This window comes from Ramlibacter sp. JJN2-2R (assembly GCF_057747835.1).
The window spans coordinates 3322313-3343351 of record NZ_CM173226.1 but is presented as its reverse complement, the minus strand read 5'-3'; the positions used below and the strand labels follow the sequence as shown (position 1 = coordinate 3343351).

General features: G+C 70.8%; 19 protein-coding genes. 17 read left to right on the top strand and 2 right to left on the bottom strand.

Features of this window, described 5'->3' with window-relative positions:
* The first annotated feature begins 97 nt into the window (after positions 1-97).
* The 11 genes from AC3ANR_RS16195 (at position 98) to nagZ (ending at position 10958) form a co-directional block, all read left to right on the top strand.
* Positions 98-976: a MucB/RseB C-terminal domain-containing protein gene (locus AC3ANR_RS16195; RefSeq protein WP_488289136.1), complete on the top strand. Its 879-nt coding sequence runs from the start codon at positions 98-100 to the stop codon at positions 974-976.
* A 97-nt stretch (positions 977-1073) separates the two neighbouring features.
* On the top strand, positions 1074-2567 hold the full coding sequence (locus tag AC3ANR_RS16190) for a DegQ family serine endoprotease (RefSeq protein ID WP_488289135.1): 1494 nt from the start codon (positions 1074-1076) through the stop codon (positions 2565-2567).
* A 511-nt stretch (positions 2568-3078) separates the two neighbouring features.
* Positions 3079-4887, top strand: a complete 1809-nt coding sequence (gene lepA, locus AC3ANR_RS16185) for a translation elongation factor 4 (RefSeq protein ID WP_488289134.1) — start codon at positions 3079-3081, stop codon at positions 4885-4887.
* Between the two features lie 4 nt (positions 4888-4891).
* A complete protein-coding gene (gene lepB, locus AC3ANR_RS16180) occupies positions 4892-5857 on the top strand; it encodes a signal peptidase I (RefSeq protein ID WP_488289133.1) in 966 nt (321 codons plus the stop codon).
* Between the two features lie 35 nt (positions 5858-5892).
* Positions 5893-6246: a DUF4845 domain-containing protein gene (locus AC3ANR_RS16175; RefSeq protein WP_488289132.1), complete on the top strand. Its 354-nt coding sequence runs from the start codon at positions 5893-5895 to the stop codon at positions 6244-6246.
* Between the two features lie 13 nt (positions 6247-6259).
* Complete coding sequence (gene rnc, locus AC3ANR_RS16170; protein WP_488289131.1) at positions 6260-6952, top strand: ribonuclease III; 693 nt, start codon at positions 6260-6262, stop codon at positions 6950-6952.
* Positions 6949-7896, top strand: a complete 948-nt coding sequence (gene era, locus AC3ANR_RS16165; RefSeq protein WP_488289130.1) for a GTPase Era — start codon at positions 6949-6951, stop codon at positions 7894-7896. The genes rnc and era overlap by 4 nt, the downstream gene beginning before the upstream one ends.
* A gap of 84 nt (positions 7897-7980) precedes the next feature.
* Positions 7981-8733, top strand: coding sequence for a DNA repair protein RecO (recO, locus tag AC3ANR_RS16160; protein WP_488291830.1), 753 nt, complete (start codon positions 7981-7983; stop codon positions 8731-8733).
* Positions 8730-9482 (top strand): pyridoxine 5'-phosphate synthase, encoded by a 753-nt coding sequence (locus AC3ANR_RS16155; RefSeq protein ID WP_488289129.1) that lies wholly within the window; start codon positions 8730-8732, stop codon positions 9480-9482. The genes recO and AC3ANR_RS16155 overlap by 4 nt, the downstream gene beginning before the upstream one ends.
* 16 nt (positions 9483-9498) lie before the next feature.
* On the top strand, positions 9499-9903 hold the full coding sequence (acpS, locus tag AC3ANR_RS16150; protein WP_488289128.1) for a holo-ACP synthase: 405 nt from the start codon (positions 9499-9501) through the stop codon (positions 9901-9903).
* The gene (gene nagZ, locus AC3ANR_RS16145) at positions 9900-10958 is read left to right on the top strand and encodes a beta-N-acetylhexosaminidase (RefSeq protein WP_488289127.1); all 1059 of its coding nucleotides are present in this window, start codon (positions 9900-9902) and stop codon (positions 10956-10958) included. Before acpS ends, nagZ begins: the two co-directional genes overlap by 4 nt.
* A 16-nt stretch (positions 10959-10974) precedes the next feature.
* Here the strand turns inward: nagZ and AC3ANR_RS16140 are convergent, their stop codons facing one another.
* Together AC3ANR_RS16140 and lysS are read right to left on the bottom strand one after the other, a co-directional pair.
* Positions 10975-12225: an Hsp70 family protein gene (locus tag AC3ANR_RS16140; RefSeq protein WP_488289126.1), complete on the bottom strand. Its 1251-nt coding sequence runs from the start codon at positions 12223-12225 to the stop codon at positions 10975-10977.
* A 2-nt stretch (positions 12226-12227) separates the two neighbouring features.
* Positions 12228-13760 carry a lysine--tRNA ligase gene (gene lysS, locus AC3ANR_RS16135; protein ID WP_488289125.1) on the bottom strand — a complete coding sequence of 511 codons (1533 nt, stop codon included), beginning with the start codon at positions 13758-13760 and terminating at the stop codon, positions 12228-12230.
* Positions 13761-13855: 95 nt separating this feature from the next.
* Here lysS and AC3ANR_RS16130 point away from each other — a divergent pair, with 95 nt between their 5' ends.
* Genes AC3ANR_RS16130 through AC3ANR_RS16105 form a run of 6 tightly spaced genes read left to right on the top strand, consistent with a single transcriptional unit; the run spans position 13856 to position 21035 of the window.
* Entirely contained in the window at positions 13856-15313 is a 1458-nt protein-coding gene (locus tag AC3ANR_RS16130; RefSeq protein WP_488289124.1) for a lipid II flippase MurJ, read from the top strand.
* Positions 15314-15324: 11 nt separating this feature from the next.
* Positions 15325-16125, top strand: coding sequence for an aldolase/citrate lyase family protein (locus AC3ANR_RS16125; protein ID WP_488289123.1), 801 nt, complete (start codon positions 15325-15327; stop codon positions 16123-16125).
* On the top strand, positions 16122-16676 hold the full coding sequence (locus tag AC3ANR_RS16120) for a sugar transferase (RefSeq protein WP_488289122.1): 555 nt from the start codon (positions 16122-16124) through the stop codon (positions 16674-16676). Before AC3ANR_RS16125 ends, AC3ANR_RS16120 begins: the two co-directional genes overlap by 4 nt.
* 2 nt (positions 16677-16678) lie before the next feature.
* A complete protein-coding gene (asnB, locus tag AC3ANR_RS16115) occupies positions 16679-18472 on the top strand; it encodes an asparagine synthase (glutamine-hydrolyzing) (protein ID WP_488289121.1) in 1794 nt (597 codons plus the stop codon).
* Positions 18469-19668 (top strand): capsular polysaccharide export protein, LipB/KpsS family, encoded by a 1200-nt coding sequence (locus AC3ANR_RS16110; RefSeq protein ID WP_488289120.1) that lies wholly within the window; start codon positions 18469-18471, stop codon positions 19666-19668. Before asnB ends, AC3ANR_RS16110 begins: the two co-directional genes overlap by 4 nt.
* A gap of 50 nt (positions 19669-19718) precedes the next feature.
* Complete coding sequence (locus AC3ANR_RS16105; protein WP_488289119.1) at positions 19719-21035, top strand: N-acetyl sugar amidotransferase; 1317 nt, start codon at positions 19719-19721, stop codon at positions 21033-21035.
* Positions 21036-21039 lie beyond the last annotated feature (4 nt).

Below are 21039 nucleotides of genomic sequence, written 5' to 3'. Positions count from 1 at the left end.
TTGCGCGGTGATCGCCGCCGGGGCCGCCGCCTTCGCGGGTGCGCAACCGGCCTCGGCCTCCCGGGCCGGCTCCGACCGCGGGGTCAACGAGTGGCTCATGCGCATGCAGGAAGCCTCGCGCATCCGCAGCTATGTCGGCACCTTCGTCGTCTCGTCCAGCACCGGCTCGATGTCCAGCGCCCGGATCTGGCATGCGGGCGACGCCGCCCAGCAGGTCGAGCGGGTCGAGGTCCTGACCGGCGCGCCGCGTTCGACCTTCCGGCGCAACGACGAGGTCCTCACCTTCCTGCCCGAGCACCGCGTGGTGCGCGCCGAGCGGCGCGATTCGCTCGGGCTGTTCCCCAACCTGCTCAAGTCCACGGATAGCGCGCTGCCGGACTTCTACACCGCGCGCCGGCTCGGCATGGAGCGGGTCGCCGGCTTCGACGCCGACGTGGTCCAGCTGGCGCCCAGGGACGCCCTGCGTTTCGGCTACCGGGTCTGGAGCGAGCGGCGCTCGGGGCTGGTCATCAAGCTGCAGACGCTGGACGCCGACGGCAACGTGCTCGAGCAGGCCGCCTTCTCCGAACTGCAGCTCGACTCGCCGGTGCGGGCCGACAAGCTCGCGCAGATGATGCAGCCGCCCGCCGGCTGGCGCATCGAGCGGGCCGAGGCGGTCAAGACGACCGCGGCGGCCGAAGGCTGGGCGCTGCGCGCGCCGGTCGCGGGGTTCAAGCCGCTCAACTGCTACAAGCGCCCGCTTCCCGCCGGGGCCGCGGCCAGCGGCATCCAGTGGATCTTCTCGGACGGGCTTGCCTCGGTGTCGCTGTTCGTCGAGCCCTACGACCGCCAGCGCCACGCCCAGGAGGGCCTGTTCGCGGCCGGGGCGACCCAGACACTCACGCGCCGCATGGACGACTGGTGGCTCACCGCGGTGGGCGAGGTTCCGCCGCAGACGCTCAAGGCCTTCGCGCAGAGCCTTGAGCGGCGCAAGTGATCCCCCGCCCGGGCGGCCGGCCGCCGCGCGTGGAACCTCGGCCGCGCGCGGCGCTCTGAGGTTCAGCCATTTCCACTCCCTGATCCAAGAGGCCCGCATGTCCCTCATCGACCGCTCTTCCCTGCGTTCGCTCGCCGTCGCCGCCGCGCTCGCTTCCTGCGGCATGGCGGCGCTCGTGCAGCCGCTGCCCGCCCTGGCGCAGTCGGCGCCGCAGCCCCGTTCGCTGCCCGACTTCACCGACCTGGTGGAGCAGGTCGGCCCGGCCGTCGTCAACATCCGCACCCTCGAGCGCGTGCGCAGCTCGCCGCAGGATGCCGGGCAGATCGACGAGGACATGCAGGAGTTCTTCCGCCGCTTCTTCGGCGTGCCCGCCCCGGTGCCCAACGTTCCGCGCCGGCCCGGCCCGACGCCCAACCCGAACCGCCCCATGCCGCCCGACCAGGAGCAGCCGCGCGGCGTCGGCTCGGGCTTCATCCTGAGCCCCGAGGGCTTCGTCATGACCAATGCGCACGTGGTCGACGGCGCCGACGAGGTGATGGTCACCCTGACCGACAAGCGGGAGTTCAAGGCCAAGATCATCGGCGCCGACAAGCGCACCGACGTCGCCGTCGTGAAGATCGAGGCCAGCGGCCTGCCGTTCGTGAAGATCGGCGACGTCAGCAAGCTCAAGGTGGGCGAGTGGGTGATGGCCATCGGGTCGCCGTTCGGCCTGGAGAACACCGTCACCGCCGGCATCGTGAGCGCCAAGGCGCGCGACACCGGCGACTACCTGCCCTTCATCCAGACCGACGTGGCCATCAACCCGGGCAATTCCGGCGGGCCGCTGATCAACATGCGCGGCGAGGTGGTCGGCATCAACAGCCAGATCTACTCGCGCTCGGGCGGCTTCATGGGCATCTCGTTCGCCATCCCGATGGACGAGGCGATCCGCGTGGCCGACCAGCTGCGCAGCACCGGCCGCGTCTCGCGCGGGCGCATCGGCGTGCAGATCGACTCGGTGACCAAGGACGTGGCCGAGTCCATCGGCCTGGGCAAGCCGCAGGGCGCGCTCGTGCGCAGCGTCGAGTCCGGCTCGCCCGCCGACAAGGCCGGGGTCGAGGCCGGCGACATCATCACCAGGTTCAACGGCCAGACGATCGATCGCGCCACCGACCTGCCTCGCCTGGTGGGCAACACCAAGCCGGGCACGCGGGCGACCGTCACGGTCTTCCGCCGCGGCGGCTCGCGCGACCTGAACGTGCAGATCGCCGAGTTCGAGGAGCAAAAGCCCGTGGCCCGCGCCGGCGGCGAGGCCAGGCCCAAGGGCAGCGCCGCCACCCAGGCGCTCGGGCTGTCGGTCGCGGAGCTGACCGACGCGCAGAAGAAGGAACTGAAGATCAAGGGCGGTGTCCGCGTGGAGGCCGCCGCGGAAGCCGCGGCGCGCGCCGGCATCCGGGAAGGGGACGTCATCGTGGCCATCGGCAACACCGAGATCGGGAGCCTGCGGGAGTTCGAGGCGGCCGTCGCCAAGCTCGATCGCAGCAAGCCGATCCCGGTCCTGCTGCGGCGCGGCGAGCTGGCCACCTACCTGCTGATCCGGCCGGCGCGCTGACCGGCGGCGGCTCCCGAAGCCCCGGCCCCGGACTCAGGTTTGGGGCCTTTCCAGAGCTTGGGATCCCCTGTTGCGCGGACGACAAAAATATTTTTTGGTCACGGATGAGTCAACTTGTGGGTTGGCGCGTGCTCACCTCCGTTTCGGGTTTCCCCTTGCCGGCAGCTAGAATCCAACCCGTCCGAGCACTTTTTCCTGCACCCGGACGACCTTCAATCCACGATGCGGGATGCGCGTCGCGCCCCGGCTGCTGATCCACAGATCGCCCACAACTTGTCCTTCACCATGCCGGCGCAACATGTTGATAACCTGTGGACGAAATCCCTGTTGCTGACCTGCAACGAGGGTTTGGGGGCGGTGGCGCGGGTGGACGCCCGGGGCTTTTTGCCTACAATGAAGCTCCAACTATCGCAGTTGCCATAGATTGTTGGTTCAGGGCGCGTCGCCATTTGACGCGCCCTTTTTTCTTGGCCGCACGCCTGCTGAATCAATCACTTAAGCGCTCCCCTTGATGAATCACATCAGAAACTTCTCGATCATCGCCCACATCGATCACGGCAAATCGACGCTGGCCGACCGCCTGATCCAGCGTTGCGGCGGACTGTCGGATCGGGAGATGGAAGAGCAAGTGCTCGACTCGATGGATCTCGAAAAGGAGCGTGGGATAACCATCAAGGCGCAGACCGCCGCACTGCGCTACACGGCGCGCGACGGACAGGTCTACAACCTCAATCTGATCGACACGCCCGGCCACGTCGACTTCTCGTACGAAGTGAGCCGCTCGCTGTCCGCCTGCGAGGGCGCGCTGCTGGTGGTCGATGCGAGCCAGGGCGTCGAAGCGCAGACGGTGGCCAACTGCTACACCGCGCTCGACCTCGGCGTCGAGGTCGTGCCGGTGCTGAACAAGATGGACCTGCCGCAGGCCGATCCCGAGAACGCGAAGTCGGAGATCGAGGATGTGATCGGCATCGACGCGTCCGGGGCGATCCCATGCTCGGCGAAGACGGGCCTGGGCATCGACGAGATCCTGGAGGCCATCGTCGCCAAGGTGCCGGCGCCGCGCGGCGTGGCCGACGGCCCGCTGCGGGCGATGATCATCGACAGCTGGTTCGACAGCTACGTCGGCGTCGTGATGCTGGTGCGCGTGGTGGACGGCAGCCTGAAGAAAGGCGAGCGCATCAAGCTGATGGCGACCGGCGCCGCCTACGAGGCGGGCAGCCTGGGCGTCTTCACGCCCGCCAACCAGCCGCGCGATTCGCTGAATGCCGGCGAGGTCGGCTACATCATCGCCGGCATCAAGGAACTGCAGGCGGCCAAGGTCGGTGACACCGTCACGCTCGAGAAGAAGCTGCCGAACAACGCGGGCAGCGCGACCGAGCCGCTGCCCGGCTTCAAGGAGATCCAGCCGCAGGTCTTCGCCGGGCTGTACCCCACCGAGGCGAACCAGTACGACAGCCTGCGCGACGCGCTCGACAAGCTCAAGCTCAACGACGCCTCGCTGCACTACGAGCCGGAGGTGAGCCAGGCGCTGGGCTTCGGCTTTCGCTGCGGCTTCCTCGGCCTGCTGCACATGGAGATCGTGCAGGAGCGGCTCGAGCGCGAGTTCGACCAGGACCTGATCACCACCGCGCCCAGCGTCGTCTACCAGGTGGTCAAGGGCGACGGCGAGGTCATGATGGTCGAGAACCCGTCCAAGATGCCCGATCAGGGACGCATCCAGGAGATCCGCGAGCCGATCGTGACGGTGCACCTGTACATGCCGCAGGAGTACGTGGGCGCCGTGATGACGCTGGCCAACCAGAAGCGCGGCGTGCAGCTGAACATGGCCTACCACGGCCGGCAGGTGATGCTCACCTACGAGCTGCCGCTGGGCGAGATCGTGCTGGACTTCTTCGACAAGCTCAAGTCCGTGAGCCGCGGCTATGCCTCGATGGACTACGAGTTCAAGGAGTACCGGGCCTCGGACGTGGTGAAGGTCGACATCCTGCTCAACGGCGAGAAGGTCGACGCCCTGTCGATCATCGTGCACCGCACCCAGGCGCAGTACCGCGGGCGGGCGGTGGCGGCCAAGATGCGCGAGATCATCAGCCGCCAGATGTTCGACGTGGCGATCCAGGCGGCCATCGGCGCCAACATCATCGCCCGCGAGACCATCAAGGCGCTGCGCAAGAACGTGCTGGCAAAATGCTACGGCGGCGACATCACCCGCAAGCGCAAGCTCCTCGAAAAACAAAAGGCAGGCAAGAAACGAATGAAGCAGATCGGCTCGGTCGAAGTGCCCCAGGAGGCGTTCCTGGCCATCCTGCAGGTCGAGGATTAAGCCCATGCCGATCCTGACCGCCGCGATCCTCGCGGCCTTCGGCGGCTACGCCCTGGCCTGGTACCTGGGCATCGTCGAAGGCAATTTCGCCCTCCTGCTGTTCCTCGCCACCGTCGTCACGGGCCTGTACTGGGTGGCCGAGCGGCTGGTCTTCCTGCCCCGGCGCCGACGCGCCGCCGACGCGCTGGCCGCGCAGGACGGCCAGCGCCGCGCGCAACTGGCCGCCCAGGGCATCACCCAGGTCGACGGCGACGTCTCCCAGGCGCGCAACAGGCTGCTGATGCAGCCCTGGTGGCTGGACTGGACCGCCGGCCTGTTCCCGGTGATCCTGGTGGTCTTCGTGCTGCGATCGTTCCTGTTCGAGCCGTTCAAGATCCCTTCGGGCTCCATGATCCCCACGCTGCTGGTGGGCGACCTGATCCTGGTGAACAAGTTCACCTACGGCATCCGCCTGCCGGTGATCAACACCAAGCTCACCGAGGGCACGCCGCCCAAGCGCGGCGACGTGATGGTGTTCCGCTACCCGCCCAAGCCGAGCCTGGACTACATCAAGCGCGTCGTGGGCGTGCCCGGCGACGAGGTCGCCTACTTGAACAAGCGCCTGACCATCAACGGACAGCTGCTGACGAAGGAGCCGCTGCCGGACTTCTTCGATGAGGACGGCATGCGCTACTCGCGCCAGTTCCGCGAGATCCTGGGCGGCAAGCCGCACCGGCTGCTCAATGACGACGACCGGCCCGCGTTCATCCCCGGCGTGGAGGACTTTCCGGCCAAGGACAATTGCCGCTACAGTGTCGAGGGCGTCGTCTGCAAGGTGCCGGCAGGGCACTACTTCATGATGGGGGACAACCGGGACAACTCGCTCGACTCGCGGTACTGGGGGTTCGTCCCTGACCGCAACATCGTCGGCAAGGCGTTCCTCATCTGGATGAACTTCGGCAACCTGAGGCGGATCGGCCCGTTCGAATGACAACAGGTTTGGCAACACGGAGCGAGGGGAAGACAATGAAGCGCAGTTCCAGGGCCCGGCAGTCCGGCATCTCGTTCTTCGGGCTGGTGTTCGTGATCGCGGTGCTGGCCGGCCTCGGCGTGCTCGTCGCGCAGGCCGTGCCCACGGCGATCGAATACCAGGCGATCGTGAAGAACGTGCAGCGCGCCAAGGGCGGCACCAGCCCGGCCGAGATCCGCAATGCGTTCGACAGGGGCGCGGACATCGACGACATCAAGTCGATCCGCGGCAAGGACCTCGAGATCACCCGCGAAGGCGACAAGAACATCATCAAGTTCGCCTACAACAAGGAGATCCACATGTTCGGTCCGGCCTACCTGCTCCTGAAGTACGCCCACGAGGCGCGATGACCCGCGAGGCTGCGTGAATGGCGACTCCCCCGTCCTGGTGCAACTGCAGGCCCGCCTGCAGCATCGCTTCGCCCGTGCCGGCCTGCTGCAGCAGGCCCTGACGCACCGCAGCTTCTCGGCCGAGCACAACGAGCGCCTGGAGTTCCTGGGCGACTCGGTGCTCAACCTCGCGGTCTCCTCCATGCTCTACGAGCAGCTCAGCGAGCTGCCCGAGGGCGACCTGTCCCGCGTGCGGGCCAACCTGGTCAAGCAGGACACCCTGCACCAGCTGGCCGTCGGCCTCGGCCTGTCGCCGCTGCTGCGGCTGGGCGAGGGCGAGGCGCGCTCGGGCGGCAGCAAGCGGCCCTCCATCCTGGCCGATGCGCTCGAGGCCATCATCGGCGCGGTTCACCTTGACGCCGGCTATGCCGCGGCGGAAGCTCTGGTGCGCCGCCTGTACCAGGACGTGCAGATCACCCCCAGCATGCAGGCCGCCGCCAAGGACCCGAAGACCGAACTGCAGGAGTGGCTGCAGGGGCGCCGCATGAAGCTGCCGGTCTACCGCGTCGCCGGGACCCTGGGCGCCGCGCACAAGCAGACGTTCGACGTCGAGTGCGAGATTCCGGATTTCGGCGTGGTCGAGCGCGGCATCGGCGCCTCCCGGCGCGCCGGCGAACAGGCGGCCGCGGCCGCCGCATTGCTCACCCTCAAGGCGCGCGCCAAGTGACCGACATTCCGCAGGACCCCCAACTCTCCACCGAAGCCGGCGACGCCGGGCCGCAGCGCTGCGGCGTCATCGCCATCGTCGGCAAGCCCAACGTGGGCAAGTCGACGCTGCTCAACGCGCTGGTGGGGCAGAAGATCAGCATCACCTCGCGCAAGGCCCAGACCACGCGCCACCGCATCACCGGCGTGCGCACGATGGGCGACACCCAGTTCATCTTCGTGGACACGCCCGGGTTCCAGACCCGCCATGCGACGGCGCTCAACCGCTCGCTGAACAAGACCGTGATGGGCGCCGTGGGCGACGTCGACCTGGTCCTGTTCGTGGTCGAGGCGGGCCGGTTCACCCTGGGCGACGCCAAGGTGCTGTCGCTGCTCAAGCCGGGGGTGCCGGCGGTGCTGGTCGCCAACAAGCTGGACCAGGTGAACCGCCGCGCCGAGATCGCGCCCTGGCTGCGCGACATGCAGCAGCGCCACGCGTTCGCGGAGTTCGTGCCGATGTCGGCCAAGAACGCCAAGGACATCGACCGCCTGTTCGGCATCGTCGGCAAGTACCTGCCGCAGCAGCCCTGGTGGTACGCCGAGGACGAGCTCACCGACCGCAGCGAGAAGTTCCTCGCCAGCGAGACGGTGCGCGAGAAGCTGTTCCGCCTCACGGGCGAGGAACTGCCGTACACCTCCACGGTGGTGATCGAGAAGTTCGACGAGGAGCCCAGCCCCCAGCACGGGCGCTTCGTGCGCATCGCCGCCACCATCGTCGTCGAGCGCGACAGCCACAAGGCGATGGTGATCGGCGAGAAGGGCGAGCGGCTCAAGCGCATCGGCACCGAGGCGCGCCAGGAGCTCGAGAAGCTGATGGGCGCCAAGGTGTTCCTGGAACTGTGGGTCAAGGTGCGCACGGGCTGGGCCGACGACGAGGCCCGGGTGCGCAGCTTTGGCTACGAGTGAAGCCGGGCCCGCACGCTGCCCCGCTGCGTGCGGGTCGCTGCACGCCGAGGGGGCCGGGCCTCCCTGGCGCGGCCCGGCGGAGGCCTGACGATGGCCCGTAGGACCAGCGACGAACCGGCGTTCGTCCTGCACCGCTACGACTGGAGCGAGTCCAGCCTCATCCTGGAGGTGTTCTCGCGCCACCACGGGCGCATCGCACTGGTGGCCAAGGGCGCCAAGCGCCCCAGCTCCAACTTCCGTCCCGTGCTGCTGCCGCTGCAGCCGCTGCGCGTGGCGTTCGGCGGCGACGCCGAGATCCGCACGCTCAAGGGGGCCGAATGGGTGGGCGGGCAGGTGATGCCCACGGGCGACGCGCTGCTCTCGGGCTACTACCTCAACGAGCTGCTGCTGCGCCTGCTCGCGCGCGACGATCCGCATCCGCGGCTGTTCGACGCCTATGCCGCGGCGGTGCGGGTGCTGGCGTCCGAGCACGGCGAGGCGCTGCAGCCGGCCCTGCGCGCCTTCGAACTGCTGCTGCTGCGCGAGGTGGGCCTGTTGCCTTCGCTGGACGCGCAGACGACGACCCTCGGGCCGCTGGCCGCGGACACGCGCTACACGCTCGCCCCCGAGGGTGGCCTCGTGCAGGCGGACGCGCCGCAGGAACGGGCCAGCCTGGCCGGCGAGCAGTGGCTGGCGCTGCAGCGGGCGCTGGACGATGCCGCCCCGTTCACGTCGGTCCTGCGCGCCGCGGCGGACATGCCGGAACTCAAGCCGCAGCTGCGCCACCTGCTGCACTACCATTGCGGCGTCGCCACGCTGCGCACGCGCCAGTTGCTGATCGACCTCCAACTGCTATGACATCCCGCCCTACCGCGCTGTCGGTCAACCTGAACAAGGTCGCCCTGGTGCGCAACACGCGCCACCTCGGCATCCCCAGTGTCGCCCGGGCCGGCTCGATCTGCCTGCAGGCGGGCGCCCACGGCCTGACGGTCCACCCGCGCCCGGACGGCCGCCACATCCGCACCGAGGACGTGATGGTGCTGCACGAGATCGTGCAGCACCACGCGGGCACCGAGTTCAACATCGAGGGCAACCCGTTCCACAACCTGATGGACTACGTTCGCCGGCTGCGGCCGCAGCAGTGCACGCTGGTGCCCGACGCCGAAGGCCAGTTCACCAGCGACCACGGCTGGGACTTCCCGGCCGACACCGAGCGGCTGCGGCCCGTGATCGCCGAACTGAAGTCGCTGGGCGTGCGCGCCAGCCTGTTCATGGATCCGCGCCCCGAGCTGATGGCCGGCGCGCGCGAGGCCGGCGCCGACCGCGTGGAGCTGTACACGGAAAGCTATGCCCGCGCCTTCGGCACGCCGCGCCAGGAGGAGGTGCTCGGGCAATTCGCGCGGGCCGCGCAGGCGGCGCTGGACGCCGGCCTGGGCGTGAATGCCGGCCACGACCTCAATCGCGAGAACCTGACCGAGTTCCTGCGCCGGGTGCCCGGCGTGCAGGAGGTCTCGATCGGCCATGCCTTCATCGCCGACGCGCTGGAGCTCGGCTACCACGCGACGGTCAAGGCGTACCTGGCGGCCATCGACGCCGCCTTCGCCTGAGCCACGGACGCGGCGGATGATCTACGGCATCGGCACCGACATCTGCGACGTGCGGCGCATCCGCGAGTCGCTGGACCGCCACGGCGAGCGCTTCGCCCACCGCATCCTCGCCGACGGCGAACTGGCCGTCTGGCGCGCGCGGGCGGCGCGCTGGCCTGAGCGCGGCATCCGCTACCTGGCGACCCGCTTTTCGGCCAAGGAGGCCTTCAGCAAGGCGATCGGCCTGGGCATGCGCATGCCCATGACCTGGCGCCACTGCGAGATCGACAAGCTGCCCAGCGGCCAGCCCGTGATCGTGCTGCACGGCGCGCTGAAGGACTGGTTCGCGGCCCGCGGGCTCACGGCGCACGTGAGCGTCACCGACGAAACCGACTACGCGGCGAGCTTCGTCGTGGTCGAACGACTGTCCCCCACCCCATGACGGAACACGCCCCCCTCATCCTCGACATCGCCGGCACCGAGCTGACCGGCACCGATCGCCGCCGCCTGGCGCACCCGCTCACCGGCGGCATGATCCTGTTCGCGCGCAACTGGCGCGACCGGGCGCAGCTGGCGGCCCTGTGCGCCGACATCAAGTCGGTCCGCCCCGACCTGCTGATCTGTGTCGACCACGAGGGCGGCCGCGTGCAGCGTTTCCGCACCGACGGCTTCACCCACCTGCCGCCGATGCGCACGCTGGGCGAGCTGTGGATGCGCGATGCGCTGGCGGCCACCAACGCGGCCACCGCCGTCGGCTACGTGCTCGGCGCCGAGCTGCGCGCGTGCGGCGTGGACTTCAGCTTCACCCCCGTGCTCGACCTCGACTGGGGCGGCAGCGGCGTCATCGGCGACCGCGCCTTCCACAGCGATGCCCGCGTCGCCGCGCTGCTGGCCAAGAGCCTGATGCACGGCCTGCTGCAGGCGGGCGTCGCCAATTGCGGCAAGCACTTCCCCGGCCACGGCTTCGTCAAGGCCGATTCGCACACCGAGATCCCGGTCGACGGGCGCAGCCTGAAGGCCATCCTGGCCGACGACGCCGCCCCGTACGGCTGGCTCAACACCACGCTCACCAGCGTCATGCCGGCGCACGTGGTCTATTCCAAGGTCGACAGCCTGCCGGCCGGCTTCTCGCCGCGCTGGCTGCAGGCCGTGCTGCGCGACCGGCTCGGCTTCGCCGGCGCCATCTTCAGCGACGACCTGAGCATGGAAGGCGCCCGCCGCATCCAGGGCCGCGAGGTCAGCTACACCGACGCCGCGCTGGCGGCGCTGCACGCCGGCTGCGACATGGTGCTGCTGTGCAACCAGTCGGAGGGCGAGGGCAGGGCGGTCGACGAGCTGCTGGACGGCCTGGCCGAAGCGCAGCTCAAGGGCCGCTGGACGCCCGAGCCGGCCAGCGAGCAGCGCCGGCTGGCCTTGCTGCCGGTCGGGCCGGCGCCCGAGTGGGACGAGCTGATGGTGCAGCCGCGCTACATGCAGGCGCTGCGCACGCTGCCCTGATCGCTCCGGCCGGCGGCTACCGCCGCTGGGCCGCGTAGGCCAGCCCGGCGGCCACCCCGCCGAACAGGTCGCCCTCGACCAGCGGCACGCCCGGAAAGCCCGCGCGCAGGCTGTCCTGCAGCGGCCGCAGCGCCGACGACCCGCCGGTCAGGTAGATCGCATCGGGCGCCGCCACCGAGGCGGTCCGCACGCACTCGCGCGCGCAGTCCACCACCCGCTCGAGCAGGTGCGCCAGTTCGGCCGCCAGCGCCGGCGCATCGAGCGTGGCCTCCAGCCCGCGTTCGACCTCGCCCAGGTCGATCCGCGCCGGCGCGCCGGTGCGCGAGCAGGCGATCTTGGCCAGTTCGACCTCGTTGGCCAGCCGGTGCCCCAGCCGCTGCTCCAGCACCGCCAGCAGCCGCTCGTGCAGCCGCGCATCGCTGAAGTTCACGCGCAGCGCCCGCACCTGCGCCATCACCTTGGGCGTGTACAGGAAGTTGATCAGGTGCCAGGTGGCCAGCTCCATGAACACCGGGCTGGGCACCGGCCGTCCCTGCGGCCCGGTGTGGCCCAGCCCCAGCAGCGGCATCACCTGCGAGAGGTTCAGCCGGCGGTCGAAGTCGGTGCCGGCCACGTGCACGCCGGTGGTCGCCAGGATGTCGGCCGTCCGGTCGGCCTGGCCGGCCCGCTGCGGTCCCAGGCGCACCACGGTGAAGTCGGAGGTGCCCCCGCCCACGTCGACGATCAGCACCAGCGATTCGCGCTGCAGCCGCCGCTCGTAGTCGAAGGCCGCGGCGATCGGCTCCAGCTCGAAGCCGACCTCGGCGAAGCCGGCCGCCAGCGCGGCGCGCTGCAGGGCGTCCTGCGCCTGCCGGTCGCGCTCGGGCGAGTCGTCGACGAAATGCACCGGCCGGCCCAGCAGCACGCGCGGCGCCAGTTCGCCGACGTGGTCGCGGGCGCGCCGGGCCAGCTCGCCGAGGAAGCGGGTGATGATGTCCTGGAAGCTCACCTCGCCCCAGCCGACGGCGGTGTGCTCCTGCATCAGCGCGCTCCCCAGCAGGCTCTTGAGCGAGCGCATCAGCCGGCCGTCCACGCCCTGCAGGTACAGGCCCACGGCCTCGCGGCCGAAGTGCACCGTGCGGTCCTCGGCGTTGAAGAAGACGGCCGTCGGCAGCGTGGTCGCCTCGCCCTCCAGCGGCACCGCATGCGCCGCGCCGCCGGCGCCCAGGACGGCGACGGCGGAGTTGGAGGTGCCGAAGTCGATGCCGAGGGTGTGTGCCACCCCCATCGTCATTCGCGGCGCAGGGCCGGGAACAGGATCACGTCGCGGATGCTGGGGCTGTCGGTCAGCAGCATCATCAGGCGGTCGATGCCCACGCCGCAGCCGCCGGTGGGCGGCATGCCGTATTCCAGCGCGCGCACGAAGTCGTGGTCGAAGAACATCGCCTCGTCGTCGCCGGCGTCCTTGGCGTCGACCTGCGCGGCAAAGCGCGCGGCCTGGTCCTCGGCGTCGTTCAGCTCGGAGAAGCCGTTGCCGAACTCGCGGCCGGTGATGTACAGCTCGAAGCGCTCGGTGACCTCCGGGCGCTCGTCGTTGGCGCGCGCCAGCGGCGAGATTTCGGTCGGGTGCTCCATGATGAAGGTCGGCTCCCAGAGCTTTTCCTCCACCGTCTCCTCGAAGTACAGCACCTGCAGGCTCGCGAGCGAGCGGCCGGAAAGGCGGGCCTTCTCCTCGCTCAGGCCCAGCTTCTTCAGCGCGGCGATGAGCCACTCGCGGTCGTCCGCGCCGGCGCCCGCGTCGGTGTGGCGGTCGATCGCCTCGCGGATGGTCAGCCGCTGGAAGGGCGCGGCCAGGTCCACCGGGCGGCCGCCGTAGGTCAGCTGCAGCGTGCCGACGGCCTTGTGCGCCGCGTCGCGCACCAGCGCCTCGGTGAAGTCCATCAGGTCGCGGTAGTTCCAGTACGCCGCATAGAACTCCATCATCGTGAACTCGGGGTTGTGGCGCACCGAGATGCCTTCGTTGCGGAAGTTCCGGTTGATCTCGAACACCCGCTCGAAGCCGCCGACGACCAGGCGCTTGAGGTACAGCTCCGGCGCGATGCGCAGGAACATCTCCTGGTCCAGCGCGTTGTGGTGCGTGGTGAAGGGCCGCGCGTTCGCGCCGCCCGGGATCGGGTGGAGCATCGGCGTCTCCACCTCCAGGAAGCCGTGCTGCACCATGAATTCGCGGATGCCCGAGACGGCGCGGCTGCGCGCGATGAACCGCTGGCGGGCCTGCTCGTCGGTCATCAGGTCGACGTAGCGCTGGCGGTACTTCACCTCCTGGTCGGCCACGCCGTGGAACTTGTCGGGCATCGGCCGCAGGCTCTTGGTCAGCAGGCGGATCGAGCTGGCGTGCAGCGACAGCTCGCCGGTCTTGGTCTTGAACACCTTGCCCTCGGCGCCGACGATGTCGCCCAGGTCCCAGTGCTTGAAGGCCGCGTAGGTCTCCTCGCCCACGTCGTCGCGGGTGACATAGATCTGGATGCGGCCGCCCTGGTCCTGCAGCGTCGCGAAGCTGGCCTTGCCCATCACGCGCTTGAGCATCATGCGGCCGGCCACCCGCGCCACCGTGCCTTCCTCCAGCAGCTGCTCCGCGCTCTTGGCGTCGTGCGCCGCGTGCAGCGCGCCGGCCTGGTCGGTGGGCTTGAAATCGTTCGGGAATGCAACGCCCTTGCCCTGCTTCTGGGCTTCGCGCAGGGCCTTGAGTTTCTCGCGGCGTTCGGCGATCAGCTGGTTGTCGTCGGCCGGTGCGGCCGGGGCGGGCAGTTGGTTCTGGGACATGGGGGGAAAGGGGGCTGCGGGGCTCGCGGGACCAAACCCCGCATTCTAGTTTTCCGGCGCGGGCGGCACCGCCGCGCTGCGTATCATGGTCGCCCATGTTCCTTCGCGCCGGCGCCTTGTCCCTGGCCCTGCTGCTGGCCAGCCGGCTGCTCGGGGTGGCGCGCGAGTCGGCGCAGGCGGCCGCCTTCGGCCGCAGCGGGATGGCGGACCTGGCCGTGCTGCTGCTGGCGCTGCCGGATTTCATCGTCTCCGTCGTGGCGAGCGGCGCGCTGGCCTACGTGCTGCTGCCGGCCTGGGCCGGCCAGCCCGCACCGGCGGTGGCGGGCCTGCAGCGGCGGGTGGCCTGGTGGGCCTGCGCCGGCGCGGTCGCGGCCGCGGCCGCCCTGGCCCTGTTCCGCCAGCCGGCGCTGGACCTGCTGGCGGCGGGCCTGCCGCCGGCCTTGCGGCCGGCCGCCGCGCAGGGCCTCGTCTGGAGCGCCCTCGCCATTCCGGCCGCCTTGCTGGCCGCACTCTGGGCCACCCGGCTGCAGCACGAACGCGATTTCGTCGGCATGTACGGTGCCAACCTCGTGGTCAATGGGGTGCTGGTCGCCGCGATCGCGCTCGCCGGCCTGTCCTTGGGCGCGCCGGTAACCGTGCTGGGCATCGGCCTGCTCGCCGCGATGGGCGCGCGGCTGGCCTGGCTGCGCGGGCGGCTGCCGCGAACCACGGACGCCACGCCTGGCGCGACGATCGCCCTGCCGCCCGCACCGGCCTGGCTGTGGGCCGTGCTGGGCGCCGGGCTGCCGCTGGCCCTGCCGTTCGCCGCCCGCTCGGCCGCTTCGCAGGGCGGGGAGGGGGCGCTCGCCGTCTTCAACTACGCATGGAAGCTGGTCGAACTGCCGCTGGTGCTGGCCATCCAGCTGGTCGCCTCGCTCGCCTTTCCGGCCATCGCGCGCGCGCTCGCCCAGCACCGTGACTCGCCGGCTGCCACCGCCGCGATCCGGCATGCGTTCGCGCTCGCCTGGACGCTGGCCTGCGCCGCGGTGGCCGGCCTGGCGCTCGGCGCCCCGGCGCTGGCCCGCCTGCTGTTCGGCTGGGGGCGGATGCCGGCCGACGCGCTGCAGCAGGTGGCGGCGTGGGGACTGGCGGGCAGCTGGGGCCTGCTGCCGCAGGCCATCGCCGCGGTGGCCCTGACGGTGCTCGCGACGCAGCGCCGCATGGCGCCGGCGGTCGCCGGCTACGCGGTCGCCCTGGTCGGCCTGCTCGGGGCCGCCGCCTCCGGCATCCATGACGGCCTGGTCCTCATGCACCTGCTCAACGCCGGCTACCTGCTCGTGGCGGCCTGCTGCGTGATCGCGCTCGGGCCGCGCCGGATGGACTGGCTGCCCTGGCCCACGATCGGCTGGGCTTCGCTGGCGCTGGGCCTGGTGGTCGGCGCCTCGCTGGCGTGGCGCGACGCGGCCGCGTCCACGCTGCTGGCGGGGCTGGTCGCCGGGGCCGTCGCCGCGCTCTTGGTGGTGGGCCTGCCGCTGTGGCGCAGCACCGAGTTGCGCCAGGCCCTGCGGCGATAATTCGCGGCCCCATGCTCGAACTGATCCAGATCACGAACGACGTGCCGTTCGCGCGCCGCTGCGACGCCCTGCCGGGCATGCGGCTGTGGGTCGATCTGGAGCGGCTGGGCAAGGCCGAGCGCCAGGCCGGCCGCGACACCTTCATCAGCCGGCACGGCCTGGACGACGTCGGCCGCATCCGCGACGTGGCCCGCCGCAGCCGCTTCATGGTGCGCGTGAATCCGCTCCACGAGGGCACGGCCGCGGAACTCGACGCCGTGCTGGCCCACGGCCCCGACGTCGTCATGCTGCCCATGTTCAGCCAGCCGCGGGAGGTGGCGGCGTTCACGGATCTCGTGCGCGGCCGGGCGTCGGTGACGACGCTGCTGGAGACCGCCGGCGCGCTGGACACGCTGCAAGGCTGGATCGGCACCCCGGGCCTGGCGGAGGCCTACGTGGGCCTCAACGACCTGCACCTGTCGCTGCGGCTGCCCTTCATGTTCCAGCCGCTCGCGGCCGGCATGCTCGATCGCGTGGCGGCGGCGGCCCGCGACCACGGATTGCGGTTCGGCTTCGGCGGCATCGCCCGTCTCGACGAGGGCCTGCTGCCGGGCCGCGACGTGCTGGCCGAACACCTGCGGCTGGGGTCGCAGGCGGTGATCCTGTCGCGCACCTTCCACCGCGAGGACGGCGAGGTGGCGTTCGAGCAGCAGGTGGCCGCGCTGCGCGAGGCCGAGGAACGGCTGGCGCGCCGCTCGGCCGACCAGGTCGAGGCCGACCGGCGGCGCATCGCGGCGAGCATCGATGGCATCGCCGCCCGCCTGGCGGCATGAAGCGGCTGCTGGACATCGTGGTCGCGTCGCTGGCCCTGCTGCTGCTCTGGCCCGTGCTGCTCGCCGCGGCGGCGGCCGTCGCCCTGGAGAGCGGCCTGCCCGTGCTGTTCCGCCAGCAGCGGGCGGGACTCGGCGGCCGGCTGTTCCCGATGTACAAGTTCCGCAGCATGGTGCGCGACGCGGCCAGCATCGGCCCCTACTTCACCAGCGACCACGACCCGCGCATCACGCGCGTGGGGCGGGTGCTTCGCCGCACCAGCATCGACGAGCTGCCGCAGTTGTTCAACGTGCTGCGCGGCGACATGAGCCTGGTGGGCCCGCGTCCCGACACGCCGGCGCAGCAGGCGCTGTACCGTCCCGAGGACTGGGCCCTGCGCTGCAGCGTGCGGCCGGGCATCACGGGGCTGGCGCAGGCCACGATGCGCTCGGCGGCGACGCCCGAGCAGCGCCTGGCCGCCGACCTCGATTACGCGCGCCGCCATGGCGTGCTGCGCGACCTGCGCATCCTGTGGCTCACGCTCGGGCGCCTCGGCGGCCGCGGCAGCAACTAGCCATGTGCGGCATCTTCGGCTTCTGGCGCCGCGACCGCGGTGAGCTGCCCGCCGGCGCGGTGCAGGCGATGGCGCAGTCGCTGCGGCACCGCGGTCCCGACGACGAAGGCATCTGGCAGCCCGCGGGCCGCGGCGTGGCCCTGGGCAACCGGCGCCTGTCGATCATCGACATCGGCGGCGGCCACCAGCCCTTCGTCTCGGACGACGGCCAGGTGGCCGTGGTGCAGAACGGCGAGATCTTCAACTTCGTCGAGCTGGCGCAGGAACTGCGCGCGCAGGGCGTGGTGCTGCGCACCCAGTCGGACACCGAGGTGCTGCTGCGCCTGTACGAGCGCGAGGGCATCGGCTTCGTGCACCGCTTGAACGGCATGTTCGCCATCGCGATCGACGACGCGCGCGAGGACGCGGTGTACCTCGTGCGCGACCGCATCGGCGTCAAGCCGCTGTACGTGCGCGACGACGGGCGCCAGGTCCTGTTCGGCTCCGAGATCAAGGCGCTGCTGCCGGTGCTGCAGGCGCAGGGCGTGCAGCCCGCCATCGACCTCGAGGCGATCCACCACTACCTGACGTTCAACTACATCCCGGCGCCCTGGACCGTGTGGCAGGGCATCCGGCACGTGATGCCGGGCACCTGGCTGCGCCTGACGCGCCAGGGCGCGCAGGTGCAGCGCTGGTGGGACCTGTCGCGCCAGCGCGAGCAGGACCACGCCTTCGATGCCTGGGCCGAAGAATTCCTGGCCATCCTCGACGACGCCACCCGCATCCGGCTGCGCGCCGACGTGCCGTGGGGCGCGTTCCTCTCGGGCGGGGTCGACTCCAGCACCATCGTCGCCCTGATGGCGCGCCACGTGGACCGGCCGGTCAAGACCTTCTGCATCGGCTTTGCCGACCCGCGCTTCGACGAATCGGGGCCCGCCGCGCTGGCCGCGCGCCGCTTCGGCTGCGAGCACACGAGCGAGGTGGCGGAGCTGAACATGCTCGACCGGTGGCCGCTGGTGCTGCACCACCTGGACCAGCCGCACGGCGACGCCTCGTTCATGCCCACATTGCGCGTGAGCGAGCTGGCCGCGAAGCACGTGAAGGTCGTGCTCACCGGCGACGGCGGCGACGAGCTCTTCGCCGGGTACGAGAAGTACGCCGAATTCTTCGCCCGCCCGGGGGCCGCGGAGCTGGATGACACCGCCTTCCGGCGCGCCTATTTCGACTCAATCTCGCTCTTCGCGCCCGAGCAGAAGATGGCGCTGTACCGGCCGGAGATCGCGGCGCAGCTGGCGCCGCTCGACAGCTTCGCCGCCGCCGCGGCGCCGTGGTTCGAGGAAGCGGCGCATTTCGACCGCGTCAACCAGGCGCTCTACCTCGACATGCAACTGCTGCTGTCGGGCAACAACCTGGTCAAGCCCGACCGCATGGGCATGGCGGTGTCGATCGAGGCGCGCACGCCGTTCCTCGACTGGCGGATGATGGAACTGGCGTTCCGCTCGCGCGGCGCGACCAAGCTCGCGCCCGACGGCGACAAGAAGCACTGGTACAAGCGCGCGGTGGCGCCGCTGATCGGCGACGACCTGGCCTACCGCAGGAAGCAGATGTTCACCGTTCCCGTGGGCGAGTGGTTCCGGCGCGAGAGCTATCCCTGGCTCGCCGGGCTGCTGCGCGGCAGCGCGCTGCTGCAGCGGCTGTTCCGCGCCGACCGCGTCGAGGCGCTGCTCGAGGCGCACCGCAGCGGCGCGGCCAACCACACCCGTGAGCTGCGGGCGCTGGCCGCGCTCGCCCTGTGGGCCGGGCAGGCCGGCGCATGAAGCAGGCGCTCTTCGTCTGCTACGGCAGCGGGCACGTGCGGATGGTGCTGCCCGTGGCGCGCGCGCTGCAGGACAGCGGCCGCGCCCAGGTGCGCATCCTCGGCCTGACGACGGCCGCGCAGGCCGTGCGCGACGCGGGCCTGCCGCTGCTGCAGGTCAAGAACTTCGTCCTGCCCGGCGACGAAGCCGCGCTGGCCCACGGCGAGCGGCTTGCCGCCGCGATGGGCCATGTGGTCGATGCGCAGGAGACGCATGCCTACCTGGGCCTGAGCTACGCCGAGCTCGAGGCCGAGGTCGGCCCGGACGAGGCCGCGCGCCGTTACGCCCGGGACGGCCGCCAGTCCTTCCTGCCGCGACGGCTGCTCGCCCGCATCCTCGGCCGCGTGCGGCCCGACCTGCTGGTGGCCACCAATTCCCCCCGGGCCGAGCGGGCCGCGGTGCTCGCCGCACGCGACCTGGGCATCCCCGCGGTGTGCATGGTCGACCTGTTCGCGGTCGACGAGGTACGCTGGATCGGCCAGCCGGGTTACGCCGACCGCATCTGTGTGCTGAACGACCACGTGCGCCGCTTCCTGCTGCAGGCGGGCCGCCGCGAGGACGAGGTGGTGGTCACCGGCAACCCGGCGTTCGATCCGCTGCTCGACCCGGCGATCGCGCAAGCCGGTGCGCGGCTGCGCGCCAGGCAAGGCTGGGACGGCCGGCGCGTGCTGCTGTGGCCGGCGCAGGAGGAGCCCGCGCGCCATCCTTTCGATGGCCGCCCGGGTGACCCCGGCCTGCCGGGGCGGGTGCTGCAGGCCCTGCTGGACTGGGTGCGCACGCAGCCGGACGCCGTGCTGTGCGTGCGCCCCCGCGCCGGCCAGCCCGCACCGGCGCTGCCGTCGACGCCGCAGGTGGTGCTGACCGGTCAGGACTGGCCGCTGCCGGCGCTGCTGCACGCGGTGGACACGGTGGTGACGCTCACCTCCACGGTCGGCCTCGAAGGGCGGCTTGCCGGCGCCCGGCTGGTGCAGGTGCTGGGATCGGTCTTCGACGATGCCATGCCGCTGGCGCGCTTCGGCCTGGCCGACGCCGCCGTGCCCCTGGCCGGCCTGCCGGACGCGCTCGCCAGGGTCGCGGCCACGGGAAGGCGTCCCGCCGTCGAAGCCGCCACGCCCGCCACGCCGCGCGTGCTGGCCCAACTGCTCGGATTTTTATAATCGGCCCACCGCTGGCAGCCTTCCCGCCGGCCTTCGTCTCCTCCCACTCCATGCCCCTCATTCCCGCCCCGCGGCCGGCCGACCTGTCCGCCTTCGCAGCCCCCCAGGAGCAGGCCGGCGTCCGCTACGGGCTGCCGCGCTACGTGCACTTCTGCAAGCGCTGCGTGATCTCCAACCAGCGACCCAATTCGGCGGTGGAGTACCAGCACACCCGCGACAGCAAGAAGGCGACGATCGCGTTCGACGACGAGGGCATCTGCGATGCCTGCCGCTTCGCCGAGCAGAAGCAGGCCACGATCGACTGGAAGGCGCGCGAGGACCAGCTCGCCGCGCTGTGCGACAAGTTCCGCAGCAAGTCCGGCTACGACTGCCTGGTGCCCGGCTCGGGCGGCAAGGACAGCTTCTATGCCTCGCACGTGCTCAAGACGCGCTTCGGCATGCATCCGCTGACGGTGACCTGGGCGCCGCACATCTACACCGAGTGGGGCTGGCGCAACTTCCAGTCGTGGCTGCACGCGGGCTTCGACAACGAACTCACCACGCCCAACGGGCGGGTGCACCGGCTGCTCACGCGGCTGGCGGTGGAGAACCTGTTCCACCCGTTCCAGCCGTTCATCTTCGGCCAGAAGTCGCTGGCGCCGAAGATGGCCGTGCTGCACGACATCCCGTTCGTCATCTACGGCGAGAACGAGGCCGAGTACGGCAACCCGATCGGCGACACCAGCAGCGCGCGGCGCGACTGGTCGTACTTCACCGCGTCGGACAAGTCGCAGATCTACCTGGGCGGCACCTCGATCCAGAGCCTGTACGACGACTACGGCCTGGAGGAGCAGGACCTGCTGCCGTACCTGCCGGCCGACCCGGCGCAGATCGAGAAGAAGCAGGTCGAGGTGCACTACCTGGGCTACTACCTGAAGTGGCATCCCCAGAGCTGCTACTACTACGCGGTGGAGCACGGCGGCTTCGAGGCCTCGCCCGAGCGCACGCCCGGAACCTACAGCAAGTACAACAGCATCGACGACCGCATCGACGACTTCCACTACTACACGACGTACGTGAAGTTCGGCATCGGCCGCGCCACCTACGATGCCGCGCAGGAGATCCGCTCGGGCGACATCACGCGCGACGAGGGCGTGGCGCTGGTGCGTCGCTACGACGGCGAGTTCCCGGAGCGCTTCGCCGACGAGATCTTCCGCTACCTGAGCATCACGCCGAAGGACTTCCCGCAGGCCTCGAAGATGTTCGAGGTGCCGCAGATGGACCGCGCGCACTTCATGAAGCTGGCCGACAGCTTCCGCTCGCCGCACCTGTGGAAGCGCGAGGGCGACCAGTGGAAGCTGCGCCACACCGTGTGGCAGCCCTCCTGACCGC